Source organism: Methanosarcina horonobensis HB-1 = JCM 15518 (assembly GCF_000970285.1).
Taxonomy (GTDB): Archaea; Halobacteriota; Methanosarcinia; order Methanosarcinales; family Methanosarcinaceae; genus Methanosarcina; species Methanosarcina horonobensis.
Genome location: NZ_CP009516.1, coordinates 1,920,118 through 1,943,989, shown reverse-complemented (window position 1 = coordinate 1,943,989; position 23,872 = coordinate 1,920,118). Strand labels below are relative to the sequence as shown.

Below are 23,872 nucleotides of genomic sequence, written 5' to 3'. Positions count from 1 at the left end.
GTTACTTTGCCTGATTCACATGGCGTGACATTTTTTGAAAGTTGAAGAGTTGGAATAGATTGATACGATATAAAATGGCTGCTAAATATAAATGCTTCGCAAAATGTAAAGCGCAGCTATCTTACGTCTATTCAGCGACACCCCCACAGGGGCAGAAGTTACAGAGTAGAATAGAGCCTATCTTCAATCGTATAAATATACATTGATTTTACGTTGATTTTCGATTTCCGTGCCCAATTGTCTCAAGGAAAATAAAAAGAAACTGCGAGTTTTTTACCAAGGCTGGAAGTCATCCAACCAGACTGAGAATCAGATTGGATGAATTTCAACCTGTATTATGTCGATCTTGAAGAAGTAGCTATTTCCGAGGTTGAAATCGAGATAAATGGTCAGTTCGGAGATTTTCATTCAAAGTCCCGAAGAGAAAAAGTCCTGCTGTTCTGATGTGCGAGCGATATTTCGGTGAAACAGCTTAGAACCTATCCGAAAAGTGTTTGACCAATTGTAACTTCCACAATAAGTGATATACACAACTGAAGCGGATACTCGGGTATTATAAACCTATTTTAACTTTTCAACATGCATAACTGATTTTTCGGATAGGCTCTTAGTAGTCCATTGACTGTCGGATCTGATGTGAAGTATAGAAACCTGATGTATAGAAACCTGATGTATAGAAATCTGATGTGTCGAAGCTCTCCACATATGTGAAGAGTTTTAGTTCCTTATCTTTTTGAGTGATTGATATGAGTAAAATCAACGGGAAAATTACTGGTTTTATTGTTTTTCTAATTCTCGTAGTGCTTTGGGGATTATTTACAAGCGCTCCAGCTGATACAAAAACATCAATTGACGATGAACTGAAGGTAGCTGGTATGAAAATCCGATTCGAAGACGGAACTACTGAGCCAGAGGTTAAAGCTATTCTTGAAAACTATAATATGACTATGAACTATAACATCGATTACAATGTTGATTCTGTGGTGAACAAATACTATATAATGTTAGGTAAAGACAATTGGAATATAAGACGTGAACTGAATAAAGGAATGAAGGAAGAGAAAAAAGATTGGATTGAATCTTCTCCTGCTCAAGTTATTAGGAAAGGAGACGACTATATACTTACGGTATCTGAACAAGCTGCTCACGATGAAAACTTTCTTGCGATACTGGACAAATATGATATTCCAGTGAAAAAGTTCGTCTGGTGCTATATTCGCTTTGAAAAGCCAGATGGATCTAAGTATTGGATTCCAGAGGAAGATGCAATCACAATAAAAAATGAGCTCGAACGAAATGAAAGTATTTTTACAGTATCTATTGACTACATTTATGATCAGTAATTTATCACGTTTCTGAGTAAATATTCTATGTGAAATTGCACGAATTCTTTATTAAATTCTTAATTTCTATTTGTTTGGATGTAGTCGGTAATGCAGGATTAAAGTTGATCTTCAGCCTTGAGATTGTAAACCGTCCAAGAATATCTTTGATACGTGCACTCATTAACCAGTATGTTACAGTCAAGGAGTATATCAGTCCAAATTTAACATGATTCAATTAGTCTAGACTTAACAGATTCAATTCAAATATCGACTTAAATGACTTTAAATTAAACACTTTCAGTTTTTATATAACCAATCGAATATGGTTGATGGGAAACGCTCCTACATGCATTTCTAGCCAGATTATCGAACAACCAAAGATTAGAAAAATAATCGATGATTTGAAAAAAGTATGAAACTATCTGTATTATTCCTCACTTGGGCCAGTTGGCCCGATTGCCATGACTTATCCAGACGCCGATGGAGATAGAATGGAAGCTTGTTATTTAAGATTCAACAGTGATTATAGTTGGTCAACCTCAGGAGAATCGGGAAAGTATGATGTGCAAAATATTGACACTCATGAATTTGGGCACTGGTTAAGTTTGGGTGATACTAGCAATACTGAGGCAACAATGTACAAGTACGCAAATTTGGGGGAGACTAAGAAGAGATCTCTCACTTCGGATGATATCGCAGGTATCAGGTCTATTTATCCTTAAAAGGCGATGATTCATGACAATGAAAAATAATACAAAATATGGAGTTCTTCTAATTGGAGTACTTTCTTTGCTAACATTAGCTGTTTTAGGTCTGCCAAATGTCTCACATGATAATACCAAACTAGCAAGTAATGCTGATAAATCAATAGAGAGTCTCGATAAACCAATAAACATTCCTGTGAGCGGACTACTACAAAAGTACACATATACCGACTTAAATAATCTTTCAGATACTGTTGTTATAGGCACAGTTAAGGAAATATTGCCACCTAAATGGAACGCTGTCGATGGAAAACGACCAAATAAATCACGCAGTGAGATCATCTTGGAGAACGTAATCTATACTGATATTATTATAAATGTGGACAAATATGTTAAAAATCCATTATCATCAAACGAGCTTACTGTTAGAGCGACTGGTGGGACAGTTGGAAACGATAGTATGTCGGCAGATCATGAACCTAGCTTCAAAACTGGCGAAAAAGTTTTGCTTTATTTAATCGAAGATACCGACCCACAAATCAAGAATATCGGCCCTAAACACTTCACAGTTACAGGATACAAGCAAGGGAAGTTTACTTTAACTGATGATGGGCAAGCTATAGGAAGTGATGAAACTATTAGTCAGGAGGAATTATTGAGTACAATTAAAGAATGAGTATAATTAACATAGCTGCCTTTTCATAAAACGACGTAAGACGAGAGGGTAATTCTTGTGGTATTACCCGCTTCTACACCCTCCGACAATTTAGCTATGACTTGTTTTTCTTTTTATACGCGCACATAAAGCACGCGCATGATATATGCGCGAACTTATTCACCCAGATATTAAGATTGGAGAACATAGTCTGGATTCGATATAGATTTACTGGCATATCAATTTTTATGACTGTAAAGTTAGTTGCACAGTTATTTTTTACATACATTTTTGAATATTAACCAAGCCATGTGTTTATATAAAATACTTCCAGCCAAATTTTCTAACTGTTAATGATCAAATAATAAACTCATATCAAAATTAATTCGAAAATTGCATTGCTTGAGAGATTACACAGAAAACTTATAAAAAACCGATAAAAAGGAGTTTATGGAGTTCAAAAGCAGTTTCCTAGTGCGTAGGTTCAAAAATTGATCCATAATTGAAGGAAAAATTCATTGATCAATCGATAGGTTTAGGATTTCAGGTTACGAGCGTATTTAGGAATCGAAGCATTAGCATGAAAGACAAATACTGCCTGGAGAAAAATATGAGAAGTAAAACCATATCAATAATACCGATCGACACTTTTTCGATTTCACTCCTATCTGTGGCAATGCCTAATAAAGCACGCAGAGAAGAGATCCTCATAAAAGCTTTTGGAATAACCACACTTGCGATTTTAATACTGATGAGCATAGCAAATGCAGCTCCATTTGCAGACATTACTAACTACGACAGCACTACTGTAATTGACACAGCAACAAACAAGGAAAGCATCTAACGACATTAACAGTATAAGCATCTGGCTGTTAATCTCAACTATTATGAATTTTCTTCAATATCCATGCCATGTTTTGTCCGAGATTTTTCATGTTTTCAATGTCTTCCTCGTCCTGTTCAACCTCTCCGATGGCATTTCCGTAAACCATAATAATCCCATCAGAAGCTATCATCTTTGCAAGACACTCATTGAAAAAATCATCTGTAATCACACACTGCTTGTTCCTGTTTTTATGGCATGCCCTGCAGGCTTTATAGCCTTCTACTCTGTTTTCCGAAAGCTGAACAGTTCGGTTTCGATTCCTTCTTTCGTGAGCTCACTAAACACGATTTTAATCAGGGTTGCGGTATTACCGTCTTTTCTTGGGCTTCCGTTAATACCTAAAACTTTCATAAATTTCAACTCGTGTTTCATTTATCTACTTTTTAACATCTCAAATTGACTATGGACGCCATATACCTCAGACAAATATATAGAATTTCTCTTTTGCATATCTGGTATAATGATCTAGTAAAGGTAAGAGGTGTTTTAAATAAAGGTAAGAAATATTTAAACCACCGGGAAGGCGTTTAAACAACTGACATGTTTAAAGAATGAGTAGTGTTTTTTGTTATTACAGATTCTTCTATTCAGGTTTTTTATTTTACAAACCCTTCATCTTTAAGGCTCACGTACCTTCCATCCCCTATGATTATGTGGTCAAGAATATCAATTCCAAGGAGCTTTCCTCCCTCTACCAGTTTTTCAGTAACCATTATATCTTCCCTGCTGGGGCTCGGGTCTCCTGAGGGGTGGTTGTGAACCATGATTACGGACGCTGAAGACTCCATAAGGGCAGATTTAAAAACCTCACGCGGGTGAACGATGCTGGCGTTCAGACTGCCTATGGATACCACTTCTTCTTTAAGAATCTGGTTTTTTGTGTCAAGATACAGTGTTATAAATTTTTCTTTTTTTTGTTCACGCATTTTAGGATACATCAGGGTATAGACATCTTTTGGGGAACAGATTTTTCTTTTTGGTTCTTCCACAAAAGTTTCAAGCCGCCTTGCGAGTTCAAAGACCGCAGCTATCTGGGCAGCTTTTGCTTTCCCTACCCCATGGACCTGCATAAGCCTTGAAACGTTTGCAAGGCTGAGCTGCTTGATATTATATTCTATGAGTATCCGGCTGCATAGACTGATAACGTTCTCTTCCCTTGAGCCTGTCCTAAGGACTATTCCGAGCAATTCGGCATTTGAAAGTGACTCCGGCCCGTTCTTAATGAGCCGTTCCCTTGGACGCTCTTCTTCAGGAAGGTCCTGAATTCTTATTTTGCTTACTTCCATATTCCATCCCCATTTCCACCCTGACCGTCAGCCTGACAGGCACTTTGCGACAATCAAACCTGTTGTGCGCAGGGCAGACTGATCTACCCCTTGTTACCTCTTGATCGCAATTCTTCTTGGGCTGACAGTAAATAGTACTATTAAAAGTCTCCATATTTGAACTTTCCTTATTATTTTCAATAAAGACTATAATAAATCATAAGTGATCTTATTCGAACAAAAAGAATGATTTCTCGACCTGCAAACGGTTATATTTAAAACAGAATGGTGAAAAGGTGCCAACCCTTACTTATACCGGGAAATCCATAAGGCTCTTTGATGAAAGTCATTTCCGTTGTTGGGTATAAAAAATCGGGCAAAACAGCCCTTGTTTCAGCCCTTGTCAGGCAGCTTTCCGGATTCGGGACAGTGGGTACTGTAAAACATATGGGAGAACAGCGCCTCAATCCAGGAGAAACGGATACAGGCAGACATTTTGACGCAGGAGCGGATATGGTTATAGGGATCACAGGCACCGAACTTGTCAGCTTTGCAAGAGACTCCGACCTTGAAGATGCCCTTGATATGCTCTGCGATCGGGGACTTGATTTTGCTGTCGTGGAAGGATTTAAGGGAAGCAACCTTCCAAAGATAGCAATCGGAGACGTTGAAGGGGTTTCCAACGTCGTTATCAGGATCCCTGAAAACATTGACCCTCATGAAGAACTTACAGCTTCCCTTGTAGGAATATCCCTTGTCCAGCCAGATCACTATACCCTGGAAGCTCTTATAAAAAAAGCCCGGAAAAACCCTGATATAAGGAAAGCAGGGGCAATCGGAACCTTTTCCGGCATTGTCCGCGAACTCGCAGGAGAGGAAAAAACTTCCAGGCTTGAGTTTGAAAAGTACGAACCTGAAGCCTCAAAGGTTCTCGACAGGATCCGGGACGAAATAAAGCAAAAAGAAGGGATCCTTGAAGTCCTCATCCACCACAAAGCAGGTGTAATCGAAGCCGGAGAGGACATTGTTTACATTGTCATCGCATCCGCCCACAGAACCGAACTCTTCCCCGCCCTCAGCGAAGCTATTGAAAGGGTAAAAGCCGAAGCCCCTATATGGAAAAAGGAGTTCACGGAAAAAGAGGAGTTCTGGGTCCACGATAGGGAGCACGCTTGAAAAAGGAAAGAAGAAATAAATAAGGAAAAGAAAAAGGAAACAAATCTGATACAAAAAAAACAGGATGTAAAGGACAAACAAAGCAGACTCAGGCTAAAAAATCTCGGTGTTCCGGATGCGATTAAATGGATAAAAAAACGGAATTTAAAGAACAGAAAAAGGGTTCTAGAAGTGCTATTATCTTGGCAGGCGGAAGAGGTCGCAGGATGGGCATGGTCGAAAAAGCCCTTCTCGAATTTGAAGGAAAAACCATCCTCGAACGCCTGATTGAAAATCTGTTCCGGGTTGTGGACGAGGTTATCCTTTCGGTCCGTGACAATTCGCAGAAAGAAAAACTCGTTCCTGTGCGTGAAAAATTTCCGGACCGGGAAATTCGTTTCTGTTTTGACACTCTGGAAGATGCAGGCCCTCTTGAAGGCATTAGGGCAGGGCTGCTTGAATCAAGATCTGAGTGCTCTTTTGTGTGCGCCGGAGATATGCCTTTTGTAAACTCCGAGGTTGTTGACCTGCTGTTTGTGAAAGCAAGCGGGCACGATGCTGCTATCCCAAGATGGAATGATAAAATGTTTGAGCCTCTGCATGCAGTCTATTCCATAAAGATGCTTCCTGAAATCGAAAAAGCCTTCGAGAAAGGAAAACATTCCGTACTTGCGCCGGTTTTTCAAATGAAGGATGTTGTTTTTGTTGAGGTTTCGGAGATTCGGGAACTTGATCCTGAGCTGAGGACTTTTGTGAATATTAATACGGTTGAAGATCTTGAGAGTATGATTGGGTCAGCGGTGGAAAAAACAAAATTATAATAAAAATTTGTAATTTATTATTATTGAGGATCTATTATCTGGAGAATAAGGCTGAAACTATCAGTTCTTCACTTTTCTCCACGTATTTATGAGAAGGCCGGTCGTCAAAGGCGACCTGTGAGAGTCCGGGTTTTTTAGAGACTATGTACTAAGGTTAATCTGGCAGATTGGAGCAAAATGGACCTTTATTTTTCATGCTGATATTTCATTAAACCTCTTTTTGCTTTCCTGTATCCTCTATTTCAAACTTGATATCTCGCTTCAATTCCCTGAATCTGCGCAGATGCCAGACCTTCGGTGGATCCGGAAGACATTCAGGACAAAAAGCCTTCTTTCAATAGCATGAGGCTTATCCTGAATATATAATGAATCAGTATCCTTAACAATTTTGTGTGTCTTTTAAACAAATATATAATTACACTTCATTTGTCATCGGTTAATAATTTGATACTTCCTCACCATTGTATGACGAAGAGCCGAAAATGACAAGTCAAACTACAGTATTACGAATATAGATCCTTATGAATGTAGATCCATCAAAAATGAATATTGAATTGATCAATGAGAGATTAGTTTAGATCGCTTACAAAAACTGCAGAAAATTACATTGGTAAACTGCGATCATCACGACTATCTATTAATTGTAGCTTTCAGAAGGTTTTCCCTTTTACCTTCTAGCATCCTCTATCTCAAACTTAACTCCACGCCTTTTAAGCTCTTTTATTATCTCTTCCATAAACACCCCTGGTTCCTGGACATGTCTGTGGTGGAACTCCTTTGATTTTCCGGGCTCGCCTCCTACGCTTGTTATTCTGACTCCGCAGGAGGGGCTTTTCGGGACGCCTACAATCCTGATGCTTACGCCGTTTGCTGCAAGATCTTCAAGCATATCTGCAAGCGGGGTGAAGATTTCTCTGCAGAAGCGTCTGTAGGCTGGGTGGTCGAGCTGGTCTTTGGTGATTTCCCTGCGCCTCACTCCCAGGTACATTGATTCCGGGCAGGGGAGCTGGATAACGTTTGCGCCTTTTGTGTCAACCGGGGTAGCTGGCTTTGCTCCTTTTACCCTTGCAAGGGGGTTAAGGAGGCAGTGCCCGAGTACAAGTACTTCTTTCTGTGTGTTATCTATTTCAGATTTGTCCGGAACCGAGAATTTTCTGGAATTTGCGGGATTTTCGGGTTCTGTGGAGTTATCCGGGACTGTACAGGAGTTGTAATTTTCCAGCTTTTTCATGTGATCGCCTGTTGCTGTTATTATTGATCATTACTGCTTTTACATTTACAGAAAGGAGAGATTATATATTTATCTTCTGCATATGTATCCGAAAAATAGTAGATGTAAGCCTGCAAACGAACCCTGTTTTTGCAGTCAGTCAGGACATGACTGTGGAGGGAGTGCAGAGCCGCTGTCTTTAGAATCGGAAGGTCGTGTCATATGTATGAAGATTTTGGAACAATATTAAATAGAGGGTTCAAGACCTGGGTTAGAAATCTAAATATTTGTATTCCATTTGTCCTGAATTTTTTTGTTAATTTGATTCTTTCTGTCTTTTTCATTGGAATATTGGGTGCCCTGCTATTCGCTTCGGGTTCGGGAAGCGTAATTGACCCTACTAGTCTTTCGGAGGAGGAACTTTACTCCGTATTCTGGGAAGGATTTACGAATAACATTCCAGGCTCACTGGCTTTGATTCTCGTTTTCTTCCTGCTTGGTATGTTCTTGCAGGCCTTTTTTACCGCAGGAGCAATCGGGATGGCAAAAAAAGCTTCCGAAACCGGAGATACTGTTTTCTCGGACATGTTAAGATCAGGCTCGAAAAACGGTTTCAGGCTTTTTCTCACAAGCCTGATGGTCGCCCTAATATTACTTGCAGGCATTGCATTTTTAGTGCCCGGAGCCGTTACAATCGGAGATCTGAACAGCCTTATAAAAAACCCCGAGGTTCCTGTACAGGGCATAGGAGTGCTGACTATAGGAATCCTTCTCTGGGCAATATATTTATTGGCAATAAATATCGCACTTTCCCTTGCTCCCTACGCCCTCATAATAGACGAACTTGAACCCCTTGATGCTCTTAAATCTGGATACAGATTTTTCAGGACCAATAAACTCGATGTTTTCTTTATCTGGATAATTTCTGTTGGGCTCGCTTTCTTTAACGGCTTTGTAGGTGAGTTTCTGGGTTCTCAAAGCATTCTGATTTCAGGCATTACATATTTCGTGCCCATATTCATACTGCAGCCGCTTACTGCTGTCCTGTGGACCCGGCTTTACATGGTAGGGGAAGAAAGAGAACTCTATAACCCATATGATCTGCTTTCCGATCCTGAAAAGTTTTAAAGATTCTGAAATATATTGAAACCTGCACTTCTTTCTCTTTTTTGCTTGATTTTCTTTTTTACATAACTTCTTAGTTCTGTTTTTTCAGGTTCTGCCAAGCAGTTTACACGCCTGGCAGATATCCTCGGTACAGGTGTCCCCGCAGATCCTGCATTTTTCAATTTTTGCAGGAGGAAGCTCTTTTGCAAGGGCTCCAACAAGTTTATCAAATCCTCGGAGAAGAGAGTATTTGGTGCCAGGGTGCTTTGTTTCAAAGCTGTTTAACAGTTCTCTTATTTCTCCTCTAAGGGCTTCTCCTGCATACGGACATTCGCTGAAATCTACTGGCAGGGAGTTTACCAGGGCATAGAGTGCGACTTCCTTTTCAGGGATATTCCTCAGGGGTTTTGCCCGCATTACAAGGCCTTCTACTGTTGCAGGAGGAGCAAGCCTGACCATGCGTTCCATATCTCCTCTGAAATGGTTGAGGAGAATGGTCTGGGCTTCATCATCCAGGTTGTGTCCTGTTACTAGTTTAGTTGCTCCTATTTCAAGCGCTATTCTGTTAAGGATGCTTTTCCTGAGGACTCCGCAATAGCTGCATGTTCCTTTTTCCCTGTCCATTGCAGCCAGTTCGTCCATTGTTGTACCGTGTTCATCTTTAAAGGACCTTATAATATGCCGCACTCCAAGTGTTTCCGTAAGTTTTTTTGCAAGCTCAAGGGATTGAGGGCGGTATCCATAGATTCCTTCATCAACTGAAATTGCCACAATTTGAATATCGGGTCTGTTTCCCAGGATTTTATGCATCACATAAAGAGCGACCGAGCTATCCTTCCCCCCGCTTAGAGCAACGGCTATGATATCGTTTTTCTTTATGCTGTAGTCTCTCCTTACTGTCAGCCTGATTTTCCTTTCAACATCCTCTATAAAATGTCTTTTACAGAGATGCATCCCTGAGTATTTTTGAAAAATAATAGCTTCATGGTTACATTTTTTACATTTAATTGTCATTTTGAAGTCCTTTAAAATCCTTTTTACTTTGCATGAATGATTTGAAAAAATGGAAATCTTAGTTATAACAGGCTCCTTTAGGAAAGGGAGAGCTCGTATATATTGTTTTTTACATGCCTTTCGTAGAAGCCTGATTATTTTTTATCTTTGTCGGAAGGCTTTCTTAACTATATTACTGAACTATGTTTCCAAAGGTATATCCTTTTCAGCAATCAAACCTTACTTATTATTCAAGTGTTCAAATAATTACAGGGGAAGAGAGGGGATCTTCTATGATAAGAATCATTCCGGCAGAAGCCAGGCATCTTGAGGATTCAGGCTGGCTGAAGAGCTATATGCTCTTTTCTTTTTCAAACTATTACGATCCTGAGAATATCAAGTTCGGAAGCCTTCGCGTCTTTAACGATGATACTGTCCAGCCGGGCAGGGGCTTTTCGACTCACCCTCACTCCGAGATGGAAATTATATCGGTTGTGCTTGAAGGAGAAATAACACATGAAGATAACATGGGGAATAGAGGAACCCTTGGAAAAGGAGAGGTACAGCGCGTTACCGCAGGTACGGGAATACTTCATTCCGAGTTAAACAGGGGAAAGGAACCCCTGCATTTCTACCAGATCTGGATTTTACCTTCCAGAAGCGGGCTTGAGCCTTCATACTCGCAGAAAAGGTTTGAGGAATCAGAATGGAAAAATAGGCTGCTTCCGCTTGCTTCAGGCAGGGATTTTGAGAATGCCCTGAAGATAGACCCCAATGCAACAATTTATCGGGCCAGCTTGGAAAAGGGGCATGTCATCCATTTTAATACGCAGGATAACCGCCGCACCTTCGTTTACATGTTTGCCGGCGAGCTTTCTGTCAACGGCCAGAGAATTGGACAGGGAGACCAGGCTCGTATTGATCTGGAGCAGGCTATTCATATGGAGGCTGTCTCTTCCGGCACACCTGCGGAATTTATCCTTATTGATATTCCCGCTCAGGAAACAGAAACTCAGAGAAAGAGTTGAATGTAGCTGGAAAACAAGATTTTCTGAAATCAATAAAAACGCTCGGTAGAACAGAGGCAAGAAAGAATCCGAAGAAACCGTTTGAATAAGAGAAATATCAGATAAAAGGTCTAAAAAATATTAGAAAAAAGCAAAAAAACCGAAAAGAGGGGATGAGAAGAGGCATAATCAACTTGGAAGGGGAAGTGACAAAAAAGAAAAACAGCCCGGAAGAGGTAGCGATATAATAGAAGATCAGCCAGGCAGAGGCGAATCTGAAGAGGCTGGGGTAATCCGAGAGAGAAACTTAAAACAGCAGGATCACTCCGGACAGGAGATCTCAGGAAAGGCTGAAGTAACTGAGGAAAGTGAGTTAGAAGCTAAACCTCCAGAAAGAGGAAGTGACAGAAAGAAAGGACAGCCTGGGCGAGGAAGTGATGCAATAGAAGATCACCAGGCAGGGGAGAATCTGAAGAGGCAGAAGTTCAGAGAGCAAGATAAAAACTAGGTAAAAGCTGAGATAAAAATAGAGACAAGGAAACAAAAAAAGCTGACAGAAAAAAGTAACAACTGGAAAAATAAGTTAATCATTGAGAAGACACCCTGAAAATACCATAAGACAGAACTATGGAAGACAGAACTATGGACGAGATAGAGTACGGAGTAGACCGTACACCTGGATAAAAAAGATTGACCTTAATAAAAAGATTGACTTTACGACTATGATAACCGGTTCAGAGAGTTAAAAAACTCAAAATGAGATGTTTAGAGGATAGCATCACATGCATCACATCTTTTTTAATATTTAGAAGACAAAATGAGATGTTTCAGAGAATAGAGTGGAAGTGAGAGGTAAAAATAGTTTTAGAGAGGGATTTGCCTCTCACTTCTCTGTTGTTTCTGATATCTGGGGAGACCGGTTGAGGAATGGCGAACCTCTTCCGACCTCCTTCCGCGAAACCCTCCCTGAGCCTTGACCGAGGAATGGCAAAAAACCTCGATCTCACCTCATGTGGGCGGGGTTCCAGGTTGTGCAGAGCAGAACTGAGGAATGGCGAACCTCATTTGCCCTGCTGTTTTTTGCTAAATGCTCTCATGAACCCCATTCAATATTAGCATTTAGGACTACATTCTATAGTATAACTGTTATATATAAAACATAAATGGAAATGATTTTTCTTTTTCTTTGATGTAATAAAGCGCCTTCAAAATTTTCAAGCGGCTTATCGGATCGGTAAACTAAAATTGTTTGCGCCGGCAAATTTTACTATATGTATTTTCTGCCAGACAGCCCTTTGCTTATTAAAAGGGCATTGCTTCAAAGGAAATTTATTTATATTATCAAGTTCAAGACTTTTAGTCTTAAATTTTAATTCTGATCAAATTTACTTGATTTTTTTCTTTTTTGTATCTTTCTTCTATTATGTTCTTTTTCTCTTATCTTTGTTTGCTTTTCTGATCTCTTATACTCTCTTTGTATTTATTACTTATGTTCTCTTTATATTTATTGTTTCTGTAGTGTTTCAGTTATTCTTTCTATTGCCTTCCTGTTTTTTACCTGTTTACTCGCTCTAATTCTTTTTCTTCATTATTTTCCTTCTGGATCTAGTGTACTTTTCGCTTTGAACAGGCAGTTAGATATTTTATATTTTATATTTTATCGAAGAAAGAAGAACCATATTCTCCTTGCAAGATTAAATATTAATATCAAGTATCCTAATTTTTTGTTAAGTTTGAAAGATTATGGATTATTTATTTTAAGGTGTTGAAGCTGAATGGAAGAGGTCTCTTTGTTCCTAATCTTTTTTTCTGTTCTTGCAGGCTACCTCCTTGGCATAATTTCGGGGCTATTGCCTGGCATACATACAAACAATTTTGCGCTTGCACTTGTAGCTTTTTCACCTTTTCTGGCTGAGAAAGGGGTTGCCCCGTTTTACATTGCTCTGATTATCCTCTCAAATGCGGTATCTCACACGTTTCATGACATTATCCCGTCTGTGTTTTTAGGAGCACCTGACGGAGACACAGCCCTTGCAGTCCTTCCAGGGCACAGGCTTTTGCTTGAAGGTGCAGGTGCGGAAGCAGTACGCCTTTCTGCCCTCGGAAGTGCAGGCTCTGTGGTTGCATCCATGCTTTTTGTACTGCCTTTTTCTCTTTTTTTCGGAGCCCTTTATCCTTACCTGCAGGATTATATGGCGTGGGTTCTGCTTACGATTGTATTTATCATGCTCGCGACTGAAAAAGGCGAGGAAGTAAAAGGGCAGGAGGGGCAGAGTTCGCTTGTAAGATATAAGTATAAGGCTATGGCTCTCTTCCTGTTTCTGATCACAGGAGCCCTTGGGCTTTTTGCTTTTTCCAGAGAAAATCTCCTGATTCCTGTCATAAGTTTCGGAGAAGCATCCGCGCTCCTCCCTCTCCTCAGTGGGCTTTTCGGGGCATCCCAGCTCATTATAAGCCTCCTCACAAGTTCCGAAATCCCTGAAAAGTCCGTTTCAAAATTTGAGCTTTCCCGAATAAGAATTCTGAGGGGAGTCTTTACAGGCAGCACCGCAGGTTCCCTTGTAGCCTGGCTGCCCGGGGTTTCTTCTGCTATTGCTGCCCTTCTGGCAGGACTCTTTGTAAGGTCTGATTTCGATAGGAGACCTATAGAAAAAGAAGCTTCTGAACCTGTGCTAGGAGGAAGAAAATCCTCTCTTTTTTATGATCCCTATGCAGATGACCACCAGACTCTTGAGAGTTCAAAGGAGTTCATTGTCTCGGTTTCCGGAGTAAATACCTCAAACGCCATTTTCGGGCTCGTTGCTCTCCTTGTTATAGGAAAGACCCGAAGTGGGGCAATGGCTGCCGTGAATGAAATCCTGGGGATCGGATCTCTCGGATTTCAGGTTGTACTACTCTTTTTTGCTGCTATTCTCCTGACTGCCCTGTTTTCATACTTCTCCACAGTCTGGATAGGAAATAATGCTCACAGTATACTCCGAAAACTTGACTACACAAAACTCTGTACAGGAGTCCTAGCAGGACTTACAATAATGGTTTTTCTTTTCACAGGACTTTTCGGGCTTTTTATCTTCATTATTTCTACTCCCATAGGCATGCTCCCGTCTTTTATGAAAGTCAGGAAGTCCCATGCAATGGGAGTTATTTTGCTGCCTGTAATCCTCTATTTCCTGTAAAAAAGAGATTTTTGAAGGCGATTACAGAGATCTCAAAACTAGCTTTTGAGAGCATGCTTTCTAAAATCTCTTTGAGACATATCCTTTTGAAAGATATATAACCTGGCTGTTAATTCTGACATCTCTTTTTTATATTCTCTTCTTGTTCTGTTTATCAATGTGCAGGAGCTTTTCCGATAATCGCCCTCAATCCTTCCACCAGATCTGCCAGCATTTTTGCTGGAATTCCAACTGTCAGTTCTGATGACTGAATACCCGTATATGTCCTGCTGCCTGTACAGCCTACTGTTATTCCCATTTTGCCTGTCAGATAGGGCTCGGCAACTGCATCTGAACATAGGCTCTGTTTGCCTGCAAACTCGGCTTCAATTCTGCCTCCTTCTTTATAGAGAGCTGCTTGGGTCAGGAGCATCATCTGTTCAGGAGAGCAGATTATCACAACAACATCAGGCACGAAGCTTGCACTTTCAAGAGGAGCATAAAGGGTTGCAATTGTGGACTCTGCCTCAAGCATGGGAACTTGTTCAAGAGTTTTTTTCGAAGCCTCCAGGGTCCTGAAATGCTTTAGTTTGTCATAGTAAAATTCCCCGCTTGCCAGCTTGGGAGGCATGTGCCCGAGCCCCATTGCTGCAGCTCCTCCTTTGCAAGTCTGGTCCTCAAGCACGGCATAAAACTCTTCTTTTGTTTTGCGTACCTGGTCCATCATCTGGCAGTGCTTCATTCCTTTTCCGATCCGGTGGATCCTTTCCGGAATTTCAGCGTCTTTCGGAACCAGAGCTACTGCTACTGGGGAGGTTTCCAGTTTAAGCAGTTCAATTATTTCCTTTCCGTACTCGTTTATTTCCTCAATTTGCCTGGAACTGGCTGTCTCCATAAAAGTGACTCCTTATCATCTTTACCTGAAAGTCCCGATAAATTCGCGTTTCAAGGATAGTTTAGGGGGCTTAAGGGTTAAATAAAAATCAGAAACAATAATTCTTTCACTTCTTTTTTATGAACTTTTTCTAGTCTGCGTTAAGTTGCATTTCTTTCATAATCTCCTTTTAAGCTACTTTACTGATGAGTAAAAATATAAAACTTAAAATGTATTGGACTGAAATGTAGATGGAGTAAAATAAAAGGGAAAATAAAAGGGCTAAATGAAAAATAAATTACTTCATTTTGAAGTACTGGACATAAAGGAAATTAAAATAAATCCATAGCCTTATTTTGGCTTGATTGATATCAATAAACAATGAAGAGGGGTTTACAGGACATGAAAGAACAACTTGAACAGCGCTTGGTAGAGCTCAGGGCTGAGTACGAGTCAGGTCAGAAGATCCTCAAAGATATCGAGGCAAAAATTATAGAACTTGAAAACAGAAAAAAAAATCTGAATGAAACGCTCTTGAGGATCAGCGGAGCTATCGAGCTTCTTGAAGAGGTTCTGGGAGAAGAGAGTAAGATCATCACTCAAGAAGTACTCGATACAGAATCGCCGGATGTCGAACTTGAGAAGAAAGAAGTTGAAGTGCCCTTTGTTATAAGGTTGCCTCTGAAACAGGCTGTTAAAAAACTGGAAGAAGCAGGACTGCAGGCAGGTAATATTGGAGAGAAGAGTGTTTTTGTAGGGGGTGTCCGTTTCGGAGACGTTGTCCAGCAGGAGCCAAAGGGCGGAGAGCTTGCAGAAAGAGGATCAACAGTAGACCTGGTAGTGGCAAAAAAAGGGAATTTCAAACCTGATCTGAGCCAGGATTCACTTCTATGTTCATATTCAAGGCATTGAGAAGATCGAGAGAAGCTGTTCTCCAGTCTGGCAGGGTTGATCAAAGCCCATAGACAGTAGATAGATAGAGAACTTTACGAGCAAAAGAAAGGGTAATGATAAGAGGATCTGGTACTGATGAAAAGGCTTGATTCCGAATATAGTGAAATTCTTCCTGAACTCCGGAAGCATTGCAGTGCTGCAATCGGGAGTTTCGGCAATTTAAATAATTCCGGAGATGTGGACCTGCATGCTCATCTTAAAGAATTTTTTACTGCATGCAGCCGAATTTCAGATATTCTCTGGAACAAAAGTGACAAAAAATACCGAAAAAATCTCAGAACAATCCTTTCTATAGATGAGAATTTCTCTCTATCCCCCAGACTTATGTCCCATCTGGAGATAATGCTCAGGAGAATAGAAAAAATCCAGAAGGAGAATACCTGCCAGCAAAAACCAGCAGCCTTTTCATATAATTCTGATACAGCAGTTTTAACAGTTCAGGAAGATAAATATGAAATCCTTCCTCTTTTTACGGATATCAGGGACCTTTATGCTTCTCTCCTTTTTTTCGATGAACTTAAAGCCTGTACTGAGATGCTTGAGAAAGACCGGAAGAATGCTACAGCCCTCTTCCAGAAAGCCGTGATTTTTTATAAAGCAAAAAGATTTGAGGCCACCCTGCAGCTTATAGAGCAGGTGCTTGAAATAGTTCCTGACGATTTCAGGGTCTGGTATAACAGGGGTGTAGTACTCTCGGAAATGGGCCGGCTTGAAGAAGCAGTAGATGCCTACGATAGAGCAATTGAGCTTGAACCGGCTTTTGAAATAGTATGGGATAACAAGGGAGTTGTGCTTTCCAGGCTTGGAAAGCTTGAAGAATCACTTGCAGTCTACGAAAAAATACTCCTGAAAAATCCCGAATATGCCGAAGCATGGGCAGGAAAGGGTTCGGTCCTTTTAGCACTTGACAGGAAAGAAGAAGCCCTTGAAGCACATCTTTCAGCCCTTAAAATTAGGCCTGATTACCTGGAAGCCCTGAGATCTGCCGGAAACCTGTTTTCCAGGTTGGGCAGGTTTGAGGAGGCTCTGACAGCATATGATACGGCTCTTAAAGCTGCCCCGGAAGACCCAGGGCTCTGGGCAGGCAGGGGACTTGTCCTTTCAGAACTGGACAGACAGAAAGAAGCTCTGCAAAGCTGTAACAGGGCACTCGAATTAAAACCAGGTTTTCCTCCTGCGCTTGAGATCAAGGTCGAAATTCTTTCGAGAATAAGTAAAGAAAAGGCGAAAACTTCTCGATAATCTCTTTAAAATATATTTACTCCATTTTACTTATTTCACTTTACTTATTTTCACTTTACTTATTTCATTTACCTATTTTTCACTTTACCTTTTTCATACTACTCATTTCAATTTGCCTGTATTAATTATCATCTAATTTTATTCCTTTAGATTTATCTTGTTCCATTTTTACCCCTTCTACCCAGAACCTGCGTCTTTTTCCTTCTGACATAATTTAGTGAATTGTTCAACCGATTGTGGATTTTTGGTTCTTACATGTTTATTAGCTTCATTGATGAAGTATCGTATAGAAAGGTCGAAAGGAGATTATATATGAAGCCCCATGCTTTCAGGTCCAAAAGACATGAGTCTAAAGGATACAGGTCTAAAAGGTATGTATGCTATTTATTACTGGGAATAATATGCCTTATCTCGGTTCCGCAATCATTTGCCGGGGCTGAAGGAAATAGCCGGGATAGCCCGTTGGAAGGTGAACCTCTTCCAGCTTCCGTAACAGGAATAATGAATAACACAAGATATGATCACGCCTGGTGGGGAATCCTTGTAGAAGACCTGGATACCGGAGAAGTCATTTACCAGGTGAATCCGGAAAAAATGTTCTCTCCGGGCTCTACAACCAAACTCTACACAGGAGCCGCTGCCCTTGATGTGATAGGGGCTGATTATAGGTTCGAGACTCCTGTATATGCCCGCGGTCATGTAGACTCTTCAGGAAACCTGAATGGAGACCTGATACTGGTAGCCAGTGGAGACCTCACAACGGGAGGCCGGACCACCCCGGACGGAAAGATCGCTTACACCGATCTTGATCATGGAGATGCCAACTCTCTTGGCAACGCCGTATTAACAACTCCTGACCCTCTATCCGGACTGAACCAGCTAGCCCAACAGGTATCGGATGCAGGAATTAAAAGCGTCTCAGGGGAAGTTATAATCGACGACCGGTTTTTCGATAAAATCGACCCTCCGGATAGTGCCAGTGATTACACCCTTACACCGATAGTCATCAATGACAACCTCATCGATATTACAGTCAAACCTTCTCAGCCGGGAAGAGAAGCAGAAGTGGATTGGCGTCCCAAAACTGCAGCTTATAAGGTCGAGGCGAATGTTATAACAGCTGACCCGGATGAAGCTGCTCAACTGGAGATATTAACAGGTGGTCCGGGTGTGATTAAAATATCGGGGCAGATACCTGCAGGCAATGGTCCTGTTGTCCAGACCTACAGGGTGGAGAACCCTTCTTCTTTCGCCCGCTCTCTTTTAATAGAAGCCCTGGAGCGCGAGGGAGTAAAAATAAATGCCCAGGTTAGAGGTAATAACCCTTCAGATTTGTTGCCGCCCAGCATGGACTACTCGGATATGGAAAGAGTAGTACTCCTGACATCTCCTCCTTTCTCTGAGAACCTGAAACTGATACTGAAGGTCAGCCAGAACATGCATGCTGATTCACTTCTGCCTCTGATGGCGGTAAAAGAAGGCAAAAGGAGCTTCTGGGACGGCTTGACCATAGAACGTACCTTCCTTGAGAAAGCCGGGCTTGACCTCAATTCTTTATCCATATCCGATGGCAGAGGTAATTCTCCTGCTGATTTTATGACGCCCAGGAATACAGTGAACCTTCTGAAATATATGTCTTCAAGGGATGACTCACAGGTATATCTGGATGCTCTGCCGATTCTCGGGGTTGATGGGTCTCTTGCGACTTCTATTAGTCCTGAAAGCCCTGTGAAAGGAAAAGTCCAGGCGAAGACCGGAACAACTGCCAAGTACGATGCCGTTAATGACAGGATTATCGTTTCTTCCAAAGCCCTGGCCGGGTACATGACAACATCCGAGGGCCGGAGGCTAGCCTTTGCAGTATATGTGAATAACGTCCCTGTCGAGAATATCGAGGAACTGGAGCAGGTTGGCAATGACCTGGGAAGCGTCTGTGAGGCGATATACAGGGAGAATTAAGTATAAAAGAGTGTAAAAAACGTTTCTGGAAAATGCCCTTATTTGAATCAGAAAAAGTATATCTCATTGGAAACAAAGTGCACAATAGCAGTTTTGACCATGATTTCATGCATAATGCTTAGAAATCAGGCATGGAAGATGATTCCGAAAGGGGTCCGAATATATCTTCAGCTGGAAACCGAGGATTCCGAAATGGCAGAGGAAAGTAATACCACAGAAAATGCTAAGATAGAGCAAAAGGAGCTGGAAGCGGCAGGAAAAACCGAAGAGACCGAGGACCCCGGGCAGTTCCTTATAGCAGCAGGTAAGACTGACAATTATGAGGACAAACTCAGGCTTTATAATGAAGCTTTAAATCTGGATCCAATGTACTTTGATGCCTGGCTCCAGAAGGGTTTTGTCCTGGACAGACTCGGGAGATCTGAAGAAGCTCTTGCCTGTTATAATAGAGCTCTTGAAATCGAACCCGAGCATCTGGGAATAAAGTGCCTCAAGGGTTTTGCCTACAGTAATCTAAAGGACTATGAAAAAGCTATAGAGTGCTATGATGAGGTTCTTAAGGTCAACTCCGAGGATGTCTTTTCCTGGTATCAGAAAGGCTCGGTCCTGGAAAATCTTGGAAGGTATGGAGAGGCCATGGAGGCTTATGACAGGGCTCTGGAGATAGACCCTACTGATGCCCTTATCAGAGAAAAAAGGCTGAGGCTTCTCGGGCTTATTTACAAAAGTGGAACCCTGACAGATTCTCCGGACAGCAAATTTAACTGAACATCAAGAGCCTGAGAATATATCTAAAAAATAGTAGACCTAAAAAACAGTACAGGATGTTTTTCAGAGTCTAACCCTTAGTTAAAAAGCTATTACTTTCACATAACTTGGTGAGAGGTTAAAACCTTTCGCACAGGTTAACTTTTAACTCGGGATAACATGGGCATTCATAATCACGAAGACCACGCTTTGAAACGGGTCGAGACAAGAATTCTCGAACTAGGCTATCTGGAAACAAACCGGAACTTATACTATTTTTTAAAAGTTTTCTTTTTGCGGAAGGCTTGAGAATTGCCCGTGTCCTGAAATATATGATGCAGTTGAACACGGTTGCAAGAGTCATCGAGAAGACTTCACCCGGGAAATTATTTACGAATATGAACCGCATGGACGTCCAGCTCGTGGCTGCTCAGATTGAACATTCGGATCGGGCTGCGTGGACAAAGCGAGATTATGGGTTACTACTTCTATAATAGAAGATCAGGACATTTTCTGCCAGAAGATCTATCCAGGTCTCAACTGCAGAAACGATCTGACCTGCAAGAGCTTCTGCCAGGATCACACCTGGAATGCCCTGAGTAGTTTCGGTGAGGGTCAGGATTGCCTGGTAGTACAGGAACACCGTCCATGACATCTGCAAGGCAGGGATGCCGTCCTGAGAAATGTTGAGAGTGACAGCAGGATAAGACGTAAGTTTCTGGTTTGACCAGATCTTCGATGCAGTGACTGTCGTTTCGCCGATTGTCAGCTGGGCAGGAATAGCTTTGAAAACTTCTTTCTTTTGTAGATCGCTGATGATTCGAGACAAAATTGAGGGTCCTCCTCTGGAGTCTGAGAATGTGGGTGCTCCACGGTTGAGGGTTTGAGGAGGCAGTATTTTAAGGAAAGTCGAATCATAAAAAACTGAGGTTGGTAATGTATGGATCACACTGCAAGAAGTGTCGTTACCAAGAATTGGATTAGCTGCTTATCAGGAGGAAAAAAATAAAAATAAACCTTATATGATGTGTTGAATAACAGGATTAAAAAACGTAGGGTGGTTATTCTGACAAAAAGGATATTATCAGTATTATTTACGGTAACTCTGGCTCTCCAGGCCCTCACTGGAAGTGCAGCAGCTACAACATTTACAGTAGATGATAACGGACCTGGAAACTACACGACAATCCAGGCAGCCCTGAATGATGCTGTTGACGGGGATACTATAATAGTGCAGCCTGGGACCTATCCGACTGATGAACGGATCCCTGTAGAGGTATCTGTGACAATAAAAGGAGCCGGTACATCTTATCCATCTATTGGGGGATTTTGGTTATACGCACCTTCGACTGTTGAAGGGTTTACGATTACAAAAGGAGTCGATTTTGAAAAGGCAGGAACTGCCTGTACAGTAAGAAACAACCGGTTTGAGGGCTGTGGCGTAAGTATGGGTAGCAGCTACCTGTATGGAAATCAGATAGTAATGAACAACCTCTTTACGGGAAGTCCATCAGGTGTAAGCACTTATGACAGCTATAATAATACAATCATTGGAAACACATTCTTAAACTGTAATGTAGGAGTTCTATTCTCATGGGGAGGCGGTAGCCACGTAGTTACTGGAAACACATTCAAAAACTGCAGCATCGGAATCCATCTTATTGATGACTCTGCTTTGATTTACAACAACTACTTTTACAACGATATCAACCTGCAGATAGATGATGAGGCTTTCTGCACTCTAAATGTTGCAAAGAACGCAGATAAGAATATCATAGGGGGTCAATACATAGGGGGCAATTACTGGTCCACACCTGCGGGAAATGGCTTCTCAGATACTCACCTGGATACTAACGGAGACGGGTTTGCTGAAGAACCGTATCAGATAAGTGATGTCGCAATCGACCATCTGCCTCTTGCAAAACAGGAAGAAGAACCTGAAGTCACACCACCTCCTGAACCGGAAGAACCCACAGAGGACAACAGCACTGATGAAGTGATCCTAGATGATAACAGTACTGCTTCAGAAGATAATAATACAGCAGATGTTATCCCAGCAGATAACTCAACTGATGTAACCTCCGAGTCCGGAAATGAAACCGAAGAAGTTACGGATGAAGGAAACTCGGGAAGCTCCGGCAGCTCAGGAGGAAGCTCTCACAGGAGTTCGGGAAGTTCATCCGGAGGCAGTGGTGGAGGTGGATCTCCAGAACTTGCCAGAAATGTTGAGGTAAAGGAACTTTCCCAGCTCTTCATCCCTAACGGCAAAGATGTAAAGTTCGAGTTCCAAAACAATGCAACCTGTGTTGTGTCGGTGGACTTTGACGCAATCAAGAACGCTGGCAAGATAACAACTATTGTTGAGCAGTTGAAGAACAAGTCTGCCCTTGTTCCTGGACTCCCGGAAGGAGAAATTTATAAATCCTTCAATGTCTGGGTCGGAAATGTAGGATATGCAACTCCGAAAAACATTGATCACCCTACTCTGGACTTCAAGGTTGAAAAGGCCTGGGTCCTGGACAAGAATGTAGACCGTGACTCGATTACCCTGAACTGGTATGTGGATGAGGATGAGCATGACGAGAAGAATGGAAACTGGACTTCACTGAAAACAGAGCTGACAGGAGAAGATGACGAATACCTCTATTACACTTCTGAAGTCTCCGGATACAGCTTCTTTGCAATTTCAGGGACATCTCTGCAGGAAGAAGAGACAATCACTGCCGAGAGTAGAGCTGCTGGAGATATCCCGGAAGACCAGGAAGGAAATGAGTCTAAAGAGCCCGAGTCCGACAAGAATAAGAATGCTCTTTTGGGTATGGGACTTGTACTCGGTACACTTGGAACGATGGGAATTATCCTAAAAAGTATGAAGAAGGAGTGATCACTTCGCAGCCTTCGCGAAGATCTTCTTCAACCCTTTTTTGAAAAGATGCTATGGAATTGCAGCGGTTTAATTTGGACTTTTAACCCAGAGTTCACTGTTGTTTTCCGGCCCTCACTTCTTACTCTTCTCGTTTTCTTTCCTGATATCTTCAACGGTTTCCATAAGTTTTTCTTTAATTTTCACTATTGCATTAACAGCCTCGCCGCCTGCATCAATAGGGGCTCTTTTTTCCAGGTCAGCCTGCATCAATTGCTCGTCAAAGGGAATTTCTCCAAGCACGGGAATGCCAAGCTCCTCAAGCCTGTCATTTACTTTCCCGGCGCCTCCTTTGTTAATTACGGCAGCAATATGTTTTATCCCTATTTCGGAAGAGAGTTTTTTTATCCTCTCGGCTGTTTCAAGGGACCTGGCTCCCGGCTCAACCACCACGACCATAAGGTCCATCCCGCGTGTGGTGCCTCTTCCCAGATGTTCTATTCCGGCTTCCATATCCAAAATGACCGCACTCTTTTCCTTAAGCATCAGGTGTCTGAGAAGAGCCCTGAGGAAGGCTGAAGCCGGGCACATGCACCCGCTTCCTCCTTTATCCACAGTGCCCATGACAAGCATCCTTACTCCATCGGGCCCGATCACTCCGTATTTGCCTGCAATGTCGTCCACTTTCGGGTTATATATAAAAGCCCCGCCTTCGGCACCTGCCCTTTCCTGGATAAGGTCCTTGAAATCAGCAAGAGGTTTTGGGGGTTTTTCTATCCCCAGAGAAGATGCGAGGTTCATATCCGGGTCTGCATCTATTGCCAGGACTTCGTATCCGTCCCTTGCAAGCAATCTTGCCAGAGTGCCTGAGAGAGTAGTCTTTCCAACGCCGCCTTTTCCGGTAATTGCTATTTTTATTCGAATTCCCCCTGAACTGATTATATATCAAA

24 protein-coding genes are annotated in these 23,872 nt (G+C 41.8%); 16 read left to right on the top strand and 8 right to left on the bottom strand.

From position 1 onward, the window contains the following. Nucleotides 1–318 precede the first annotated feature (318 nt). The 5 genes from MSHOH_RS25600 (at nt 319) to MSHOH_RS08555 (ending at nt 3,528) form a co-directional block, all read left to right on the top strand. On the top strand, nt 319–444 hold the full coding sequence (locus MSHOH_RS25600) for a hypothetical protein (RefSeq protein ID WP_269850183.1): 126 nt from the start codon (nt 319–321) through the stop codon (nt 442–444). A gap of 302 nt (nt 445–746) precedes the next feature. Next, nucleotides 747–1,343: a UPF0228 family protein gene (locus tag MSHOH_RS08570; protein WP_048138928.1), complete on the top strand. Its 597-nt coding sequence runs from the start codon at nt 747–749 to the stop codon at nt 1,341–1,343. Nucleotides 1,344–1,786: 443 nt separating this feature from the next. Continuing rightward, on the top strand, nt 1,787–2,047 hold the full coding sequence (locus tag MSHOH_RS25995; RefSeq protein ID WP_082089283.1) for a matrixin family metalloprotease: 261 nt from the start codon (nt 1,787–1,789) through the stop codon (nt 2,045–2,047). 13 nt (nt 2,048–2,060) lie between these two features. Next, nucleotides 2,061–2,705: a hypothetical protein gene (locus MSHOH_RS08560; RefSeq protein ID WP_052730776.1), complete on the top strand. Its 645-nt coding sequence runs from the start codon at nt 2,061–2,063 to the stop codon at nt 2,703–2,705. A 559-nt stretch (nt 2,706–3,264) separates the two neighbouring features. After that, nucleotides 3,265–3,528, top strand: a complete 264-nt coding sequence (locus tag MSHOH_RS08555; RefSeq protein ID WP_048138923.1) for a hypothetical protein — start codon at nt 3,265–3,267, stop codon at nt 3,526–3,528. A gap of 34 nt (nt 3,529–3,562) precedes the next feature. On the opposite strand, the gene MSHOH_RS25850 is transcribed toward MSHOH_RS08555, so the two are convergent. The 3 genes from MSHOH_RS25850 to radC all read right to left on the bottom strand — a co-directional run bounded on the left by MSHOH_RS25850 (nt 3,563) and on the right by radC (nt 4,856). Then, nucleotides 3,563–3,739 (bottom strand): hypothetical protein, encoded by a 177-nt coding sequence (locus MSHOH_RS25850; protein ID WP_332881799.1) that lies wholly within the window; start codon nt 3,737–3,739, stop codon nt 3,563–3,565. Nucleotides 3,740–3,789: 50 nt separating this feature from the next. Next, complete coding sequence (locus tag MSHOH_RS25845) at nt 3,790–3,921, bottom strand: flavodoxin family protein (RefSeq protein WP_332881800.1); 132 nt, start codon at nt 3,919–3,921, stop codon at nt 3,790–3,792. Nucleotides 3,922–4,166: 245 nt separating this feature from the next. Next, entirely contained in the window at nt 4,167–4,856 is a 690-nt protein-coding gene (gene radC, locus MSHOH_RS08545; RefSeq protein ID WP_048138922.1) for a RadC family protein, read from the bottom strand. A gap of 318 nt (nt 4,857–5,174) precedes the next feature. On the opposite strand from radC, the gene MSHOH_RS08540 reads away from it, so the two are divergent. After that, nucleotides 5,175–6,011, top strand: coding sequence for a molybdopterin synthase (locus MSHOH_RS08540; RefSeq protein WP_048138920.1), 837 nt, complete (start codon nt 5,175–5,177; stop codon nt 6,009–6,011). A gap of 125 nt (nt 6,012–6,136) precedes the next feature. Beyond that, on the top strand, nt 6,137–6,811 hold the full coding sequence (locus MSHOH_RS08535; RefSeq protein ID WP_048138918.1) for a molybdenum cofactor guanylyltransferase: 675 nt from the start codon (nt 6,137–6,139) through the stop codon (nt 6,809–6,811). A 667-nt stretch (nt 6,812–7,478) separates the two neighbouring features. Here the strand turns inward: MSHOH_RS08535 and MSHOH_RS08530 are convergent. Then, nucleotides 7,479–8,042 carry a DUF523 domain-containing protein gene (locus tag MSHOH_RS08530; RefSeq protein ID WP_048138916.1) on the bottom strand — a complete coding sequence of 188 codons (564 nt, stop codon included), beginning with the start codon at nt 8,040–8,042 and terminating at the stop codon, nt 7,479–7,481. A gap of 201 nt (nt 8,043–8,243) precedes the next feature. Between MSHOH_RS08530 and MSHOH_RS08525 the strand changes: the two genes are divergently transcribed. Then, entirely contained in the window at nt 8,244–9,149 is a 906-nt protein-coding gene (locus MSHOH_RS08525; RefSeq protein ID WP_048138914.1) for a DUF7847 domain-containing protein, read from the top strand. Nucleotides 9,150–9,233: 84 nt separating this feature from the next. Here MSHOH_RS08525 and MSHOH_RS08520 read toward each other — a convergent pair whose 3' ends face one another. Then, the gene (locus MSHOH_RS08520; RefSeq protein WP_048138912.1) at nt 9,234–10,142 is read right to left on the bottom strand and encodes a TIGR00269 family protein; all 909 of its coding nucleotides are present in this window, start codon (nt 10,140–10,142) and stop codon (nt 9,234–9,236) included. 272 nt (nt 10,143–10,414) lie between these two features. Between MSHOH_RS08520 and MSHOH_RS08515 the strand changes: the two genes are divergently transcribed. After that, nucleotides 10,415–11,149, top strand: coding sequence for a pirin family protein (locus MSHOH_RS08515; protein ID WP_048138910.1), 735 nt, complete (start codon nt 10,415–10,417; stop codon nt 11,147–11,149). Nucleotides 11,150–12,903: 1,754 nt separating this feature from the next. Next, entirely contained in the window at nt 12,904–14,304 is a 1,401-nt protein-coding gene (locus MSHOH_RS08510; protein WP_048138908.1) for a tripartite tricarboxylate transporter permease, read from the top strand. Nucleotides 14,305–14,458: 154 nt separating this feature from the next. On the opposite strand, the gene MSHOH_RS08505 is transcribed toward MSHOH_RS08510, so the two are convergent. Beyond that, nucleotides 14,459–15,178 (bottom strand): DUF169 domain-containing protein, encoded by a 720-nt coding sequence (locus MSHOH_RS08505; RefSeq protein WP_048138906.1) that lies wholly within the window; start codon nt 15,176–15,178, stop codon nt 14,459–14,461. 381 nt (nt 15,179–15,559) lie between these two features. On the opposite strand from MSHOH_RS08505, the gene MSHOH_RS08500 reads away from it, so the two are divergent. The 5 genes from MSHOH_RS08500 (at nt 15,560) to MSHOH_RS23625 (ending at nt 20,553) form a co-directional block, all read left to right on the top strand. Next, nucleotides 15,560–16,069 (top strand): PASTA domain-containing protein, encoded by a 510-nt coding sequence (locus MSHOH_RS08500; protein ID WP_048138904.1) that lies wholly within the window; start codon nt 15,560–15,562, stop codon nt 16,067–16,069. Nucleotides 16,070–16,186: 117 nt separating this feature from the next. Continuing rightward, on the top strand, nt 16,187–17,353 hold the full coding sequence (locus MSHOH_RS08495) for a tetratricopeptide repeat protein (RefSeq protein WP_082089281.1): 1,167 nt from the start codon (nt 16,187–16,189) through the stop codon (nt 17,351–17,353). A 312-nt stretch (nt 17,354–17,665) separates the two neighbouring features. Then, the gene (gene dacB / locus MSHOH_RS08490; protein ID WP_048138900.1) at nt 17,666–19,312 is read left to right on the top strand and encodes a D-alanyl-D-alanine carboxypeptidase/D-alanyl-D-alanine endopeptidase; all 1,647 of its coding nucleotides are present in this window, start codon (nt 17,666–17,668) and stop codon (nt 19,310–19,312) included. A 99-nt stretch (nt 19,313–19,411) separates the two neighbouring features. Next, a complete protein-coding gene (locus MSHOH_RS08485; protein WP_239451283.1) occupies nt 19,412–20,080 on the top strand; it encodes a tetratricopeptide repeat protein in 669 nt (222 codons plus the stop codon). Nucleotides 20,081–20,394: 314 nt separating this feature from the next. Beyond that, entirely contained in the window at nt 20,395–20,553 is a 159-nt protein-coding gene (locus MSHOH_RS23625) for a hypothetical protein (protein ID WP_162197619.1), read from the top strand. Here MSHOH_RS23625 and MSHOH_RS08480 read toward each other — a convergent pair. After that, on the bottom strand, nt 20,532–20,888 hold the full coding sequence (locus MSHOH_RS08480) for a hypothetical protein (RefSeq protein ID WP_048138898.1): 357 nt from the start codon (nt 20,886–20,888) through the stop codon (nt 20,532–20,534). The two genes, MSHOH_RS23625 and MSHOH_RS08480, sit on opposite strands and share 22 nt — an antisense overlap. Nucleotides 20,889–21,089: 201 nt before the next feature. Between MSHOH_RS08480 and MSHOH_RS25095 the strand changes: the two genes are divergently transcribed. Continuing rightward, nucleotides 21,090–22,943 (top strand): PGF-pre-PGF domain-containing protein, encoded by a 1,854-nt coding sequence (locus MSHOH_RS25095; protein WP_052730775.1) that lies wholly within the window; start codon nt 21,090–21,092, stop codon nt 22,941–22,943. A gap of 114 nt (nt 22,944–23,057) precedes the next feature. Here MSHOH_RS25095 and MSHOH_RS08470 read toward each other — a convergent pair whose 3' ends face one another. Continuing rightward, nucleotides 23,058–23,846 carry an ATP-binding protein gene (locus MSHOH_RS08470; RefSeq protein WP_082089279.1) on the bottom strand — a complete coding sequence of 263 codons (789 nt, stop codon included), beginning with the start codon at nt 23,844–23,846 and terminating at the stop codon, nt 23,058–23,060. Nucleotides 23,847–23,872: the final 26 nt, after the last annotated feature.

Bases quoted from the DNA above. Each gene is read 5' to 3' on its own strand.
- MSHOH_RS25600 (WP_269850183.1), top strand. From the start codon at position 319: ATGAATTTCAACCTGTATTATGTCGATCTTGAAGAAGTAGCTATTTCC.
- MSHOH_RS08570 (WP_048138928.1), top strand. From the start codon at position 747: ATGAGTAAAATCAACGGGAAAATTACTGGTTTTATTGTTTTTCTAATT.
- MSHOH_RS25995 (WP_082089283.1), top strand. From the start codon at position 1,787: ATGACTTATCCAGACGCCGATGGAGATAGAATGGAAGCTTGTTATTTA.
- MSHOH_RS08560 (WP_052730776.1), top strand. From the start codon at position 2,061: ATGACAATGAAAAATAATACAAAATATGGAGTTCTTCTAATTGGAGTA.
- MSHOH_RS08555 (WP_048138923.1), top strand. From the start codon at position 3,265: ATGAAAGACAAATACTGCCTGGAGAAAAATATGAGAAGTAAAACCATA.
- MSHOH_RS25845 (WP_332881800.1), bottom strand. From the start codon at position 3,921: ATGAAAGTTTTAGGTATTAACGGAAGCCCAAGAAAAGACGGTAATACC.
- radC (WP_048138922.1), bottom strand. From the start codon at position 4,856: ATGGAAGTAAGCAAAATAAGAATTCAGGACCTTCCTGAAGAAGAGCGT.
- MSHOH_RS08540 (WP_048138920.1), top strand. From the start codon at position 5,175: ATGAAAGTCATTTCCGTTGTTGGGTATAAAAAATCGGGCAAAACAGCC.
- MSHOH_RS08535 (WP_048138918.1), top strand. From the start codon at position 6,137: ATGGATAAAAAAACGGAATTTAAAGAACAGAAAAAGGGTTCTAGAAGT.
- MSHOH_RS08530 (WP_048138916.1), bottom strand. From the start codon at position 8,042: ATGAAAAAGCTGGAAAATTACAACTCCTGTACAGTCCCGGATAACTCC.
- MSHOH_RS08525 (WP_048138914.1), top strand. From the start codon at position 8,244: ATGTATGAAGATTTTGGAACAATATTAAATAGAGGGTTCAAGACCTGG.
- MSHOH_RS08520 (WP_048138912.1), bottom strand. From the start codon at position 10,142: ATGACAATTAAATGTAAAAAATGTAACCATGAAGCTATTATTTTTCAA.
- MSHOH_RS08515 (WP_048138910.1), top strand. From the start codon at position 10,415: ATGATAAGAATCATTCCGGCAGAAGCCAGGCATCTTGAGGATTCAGGC.
- MSHOH_RS08510 (WP_048138908.1), top strand. From the start codon at position 12,904: ATGGAAGAGGTCTCTTTGTTCCTAATCTTTTTTTCTGTTCTTGCAGGC.
- MSHOH_RS08505 (WP_048138906.1), bottom strand. From the start codon at position 15,178: ATGGAGACAGCCAGTTCCAGGCAAATTGAGGAAATAAACGAGTACGGA.
- MSHOH_RS08500 (WP_048138904.1), top strand. From the start codon at position 15,560: ATGAAAGAACAACTTGAACAGCGCTTGGTAGAGCTCAGGGCTGAGTAC.
- MSHOH_RS08495 (WP_082089281.1), top strand. From the start codon at position 16,187: ATGAAAAGGCTTGATTCCGAATATAGTGAAATTCTTCCTGAACTCCGG.
- dacB (WP_048138900.1), top strand. From the start codon at position 17,666: ATGAAGCCCCATGCTTTCAGGTCCAAAAGACATGAGTCTAAAGGATAC.
- MSHOH_RS08485 (WP_239451283.1), top strand. From the start codon at position 19,412: ATGATTTCATGCATAATGCTTAGAAATCAGGCATGGAAGATGATTCCG.
- MSHOH_RS23625 (WP_162197619.1), top strand. From the start codon at position 20,395: ATGCAGTTGAACACGGTTGCAAGAGTCATCGAGAAGACTTCACCCGGG.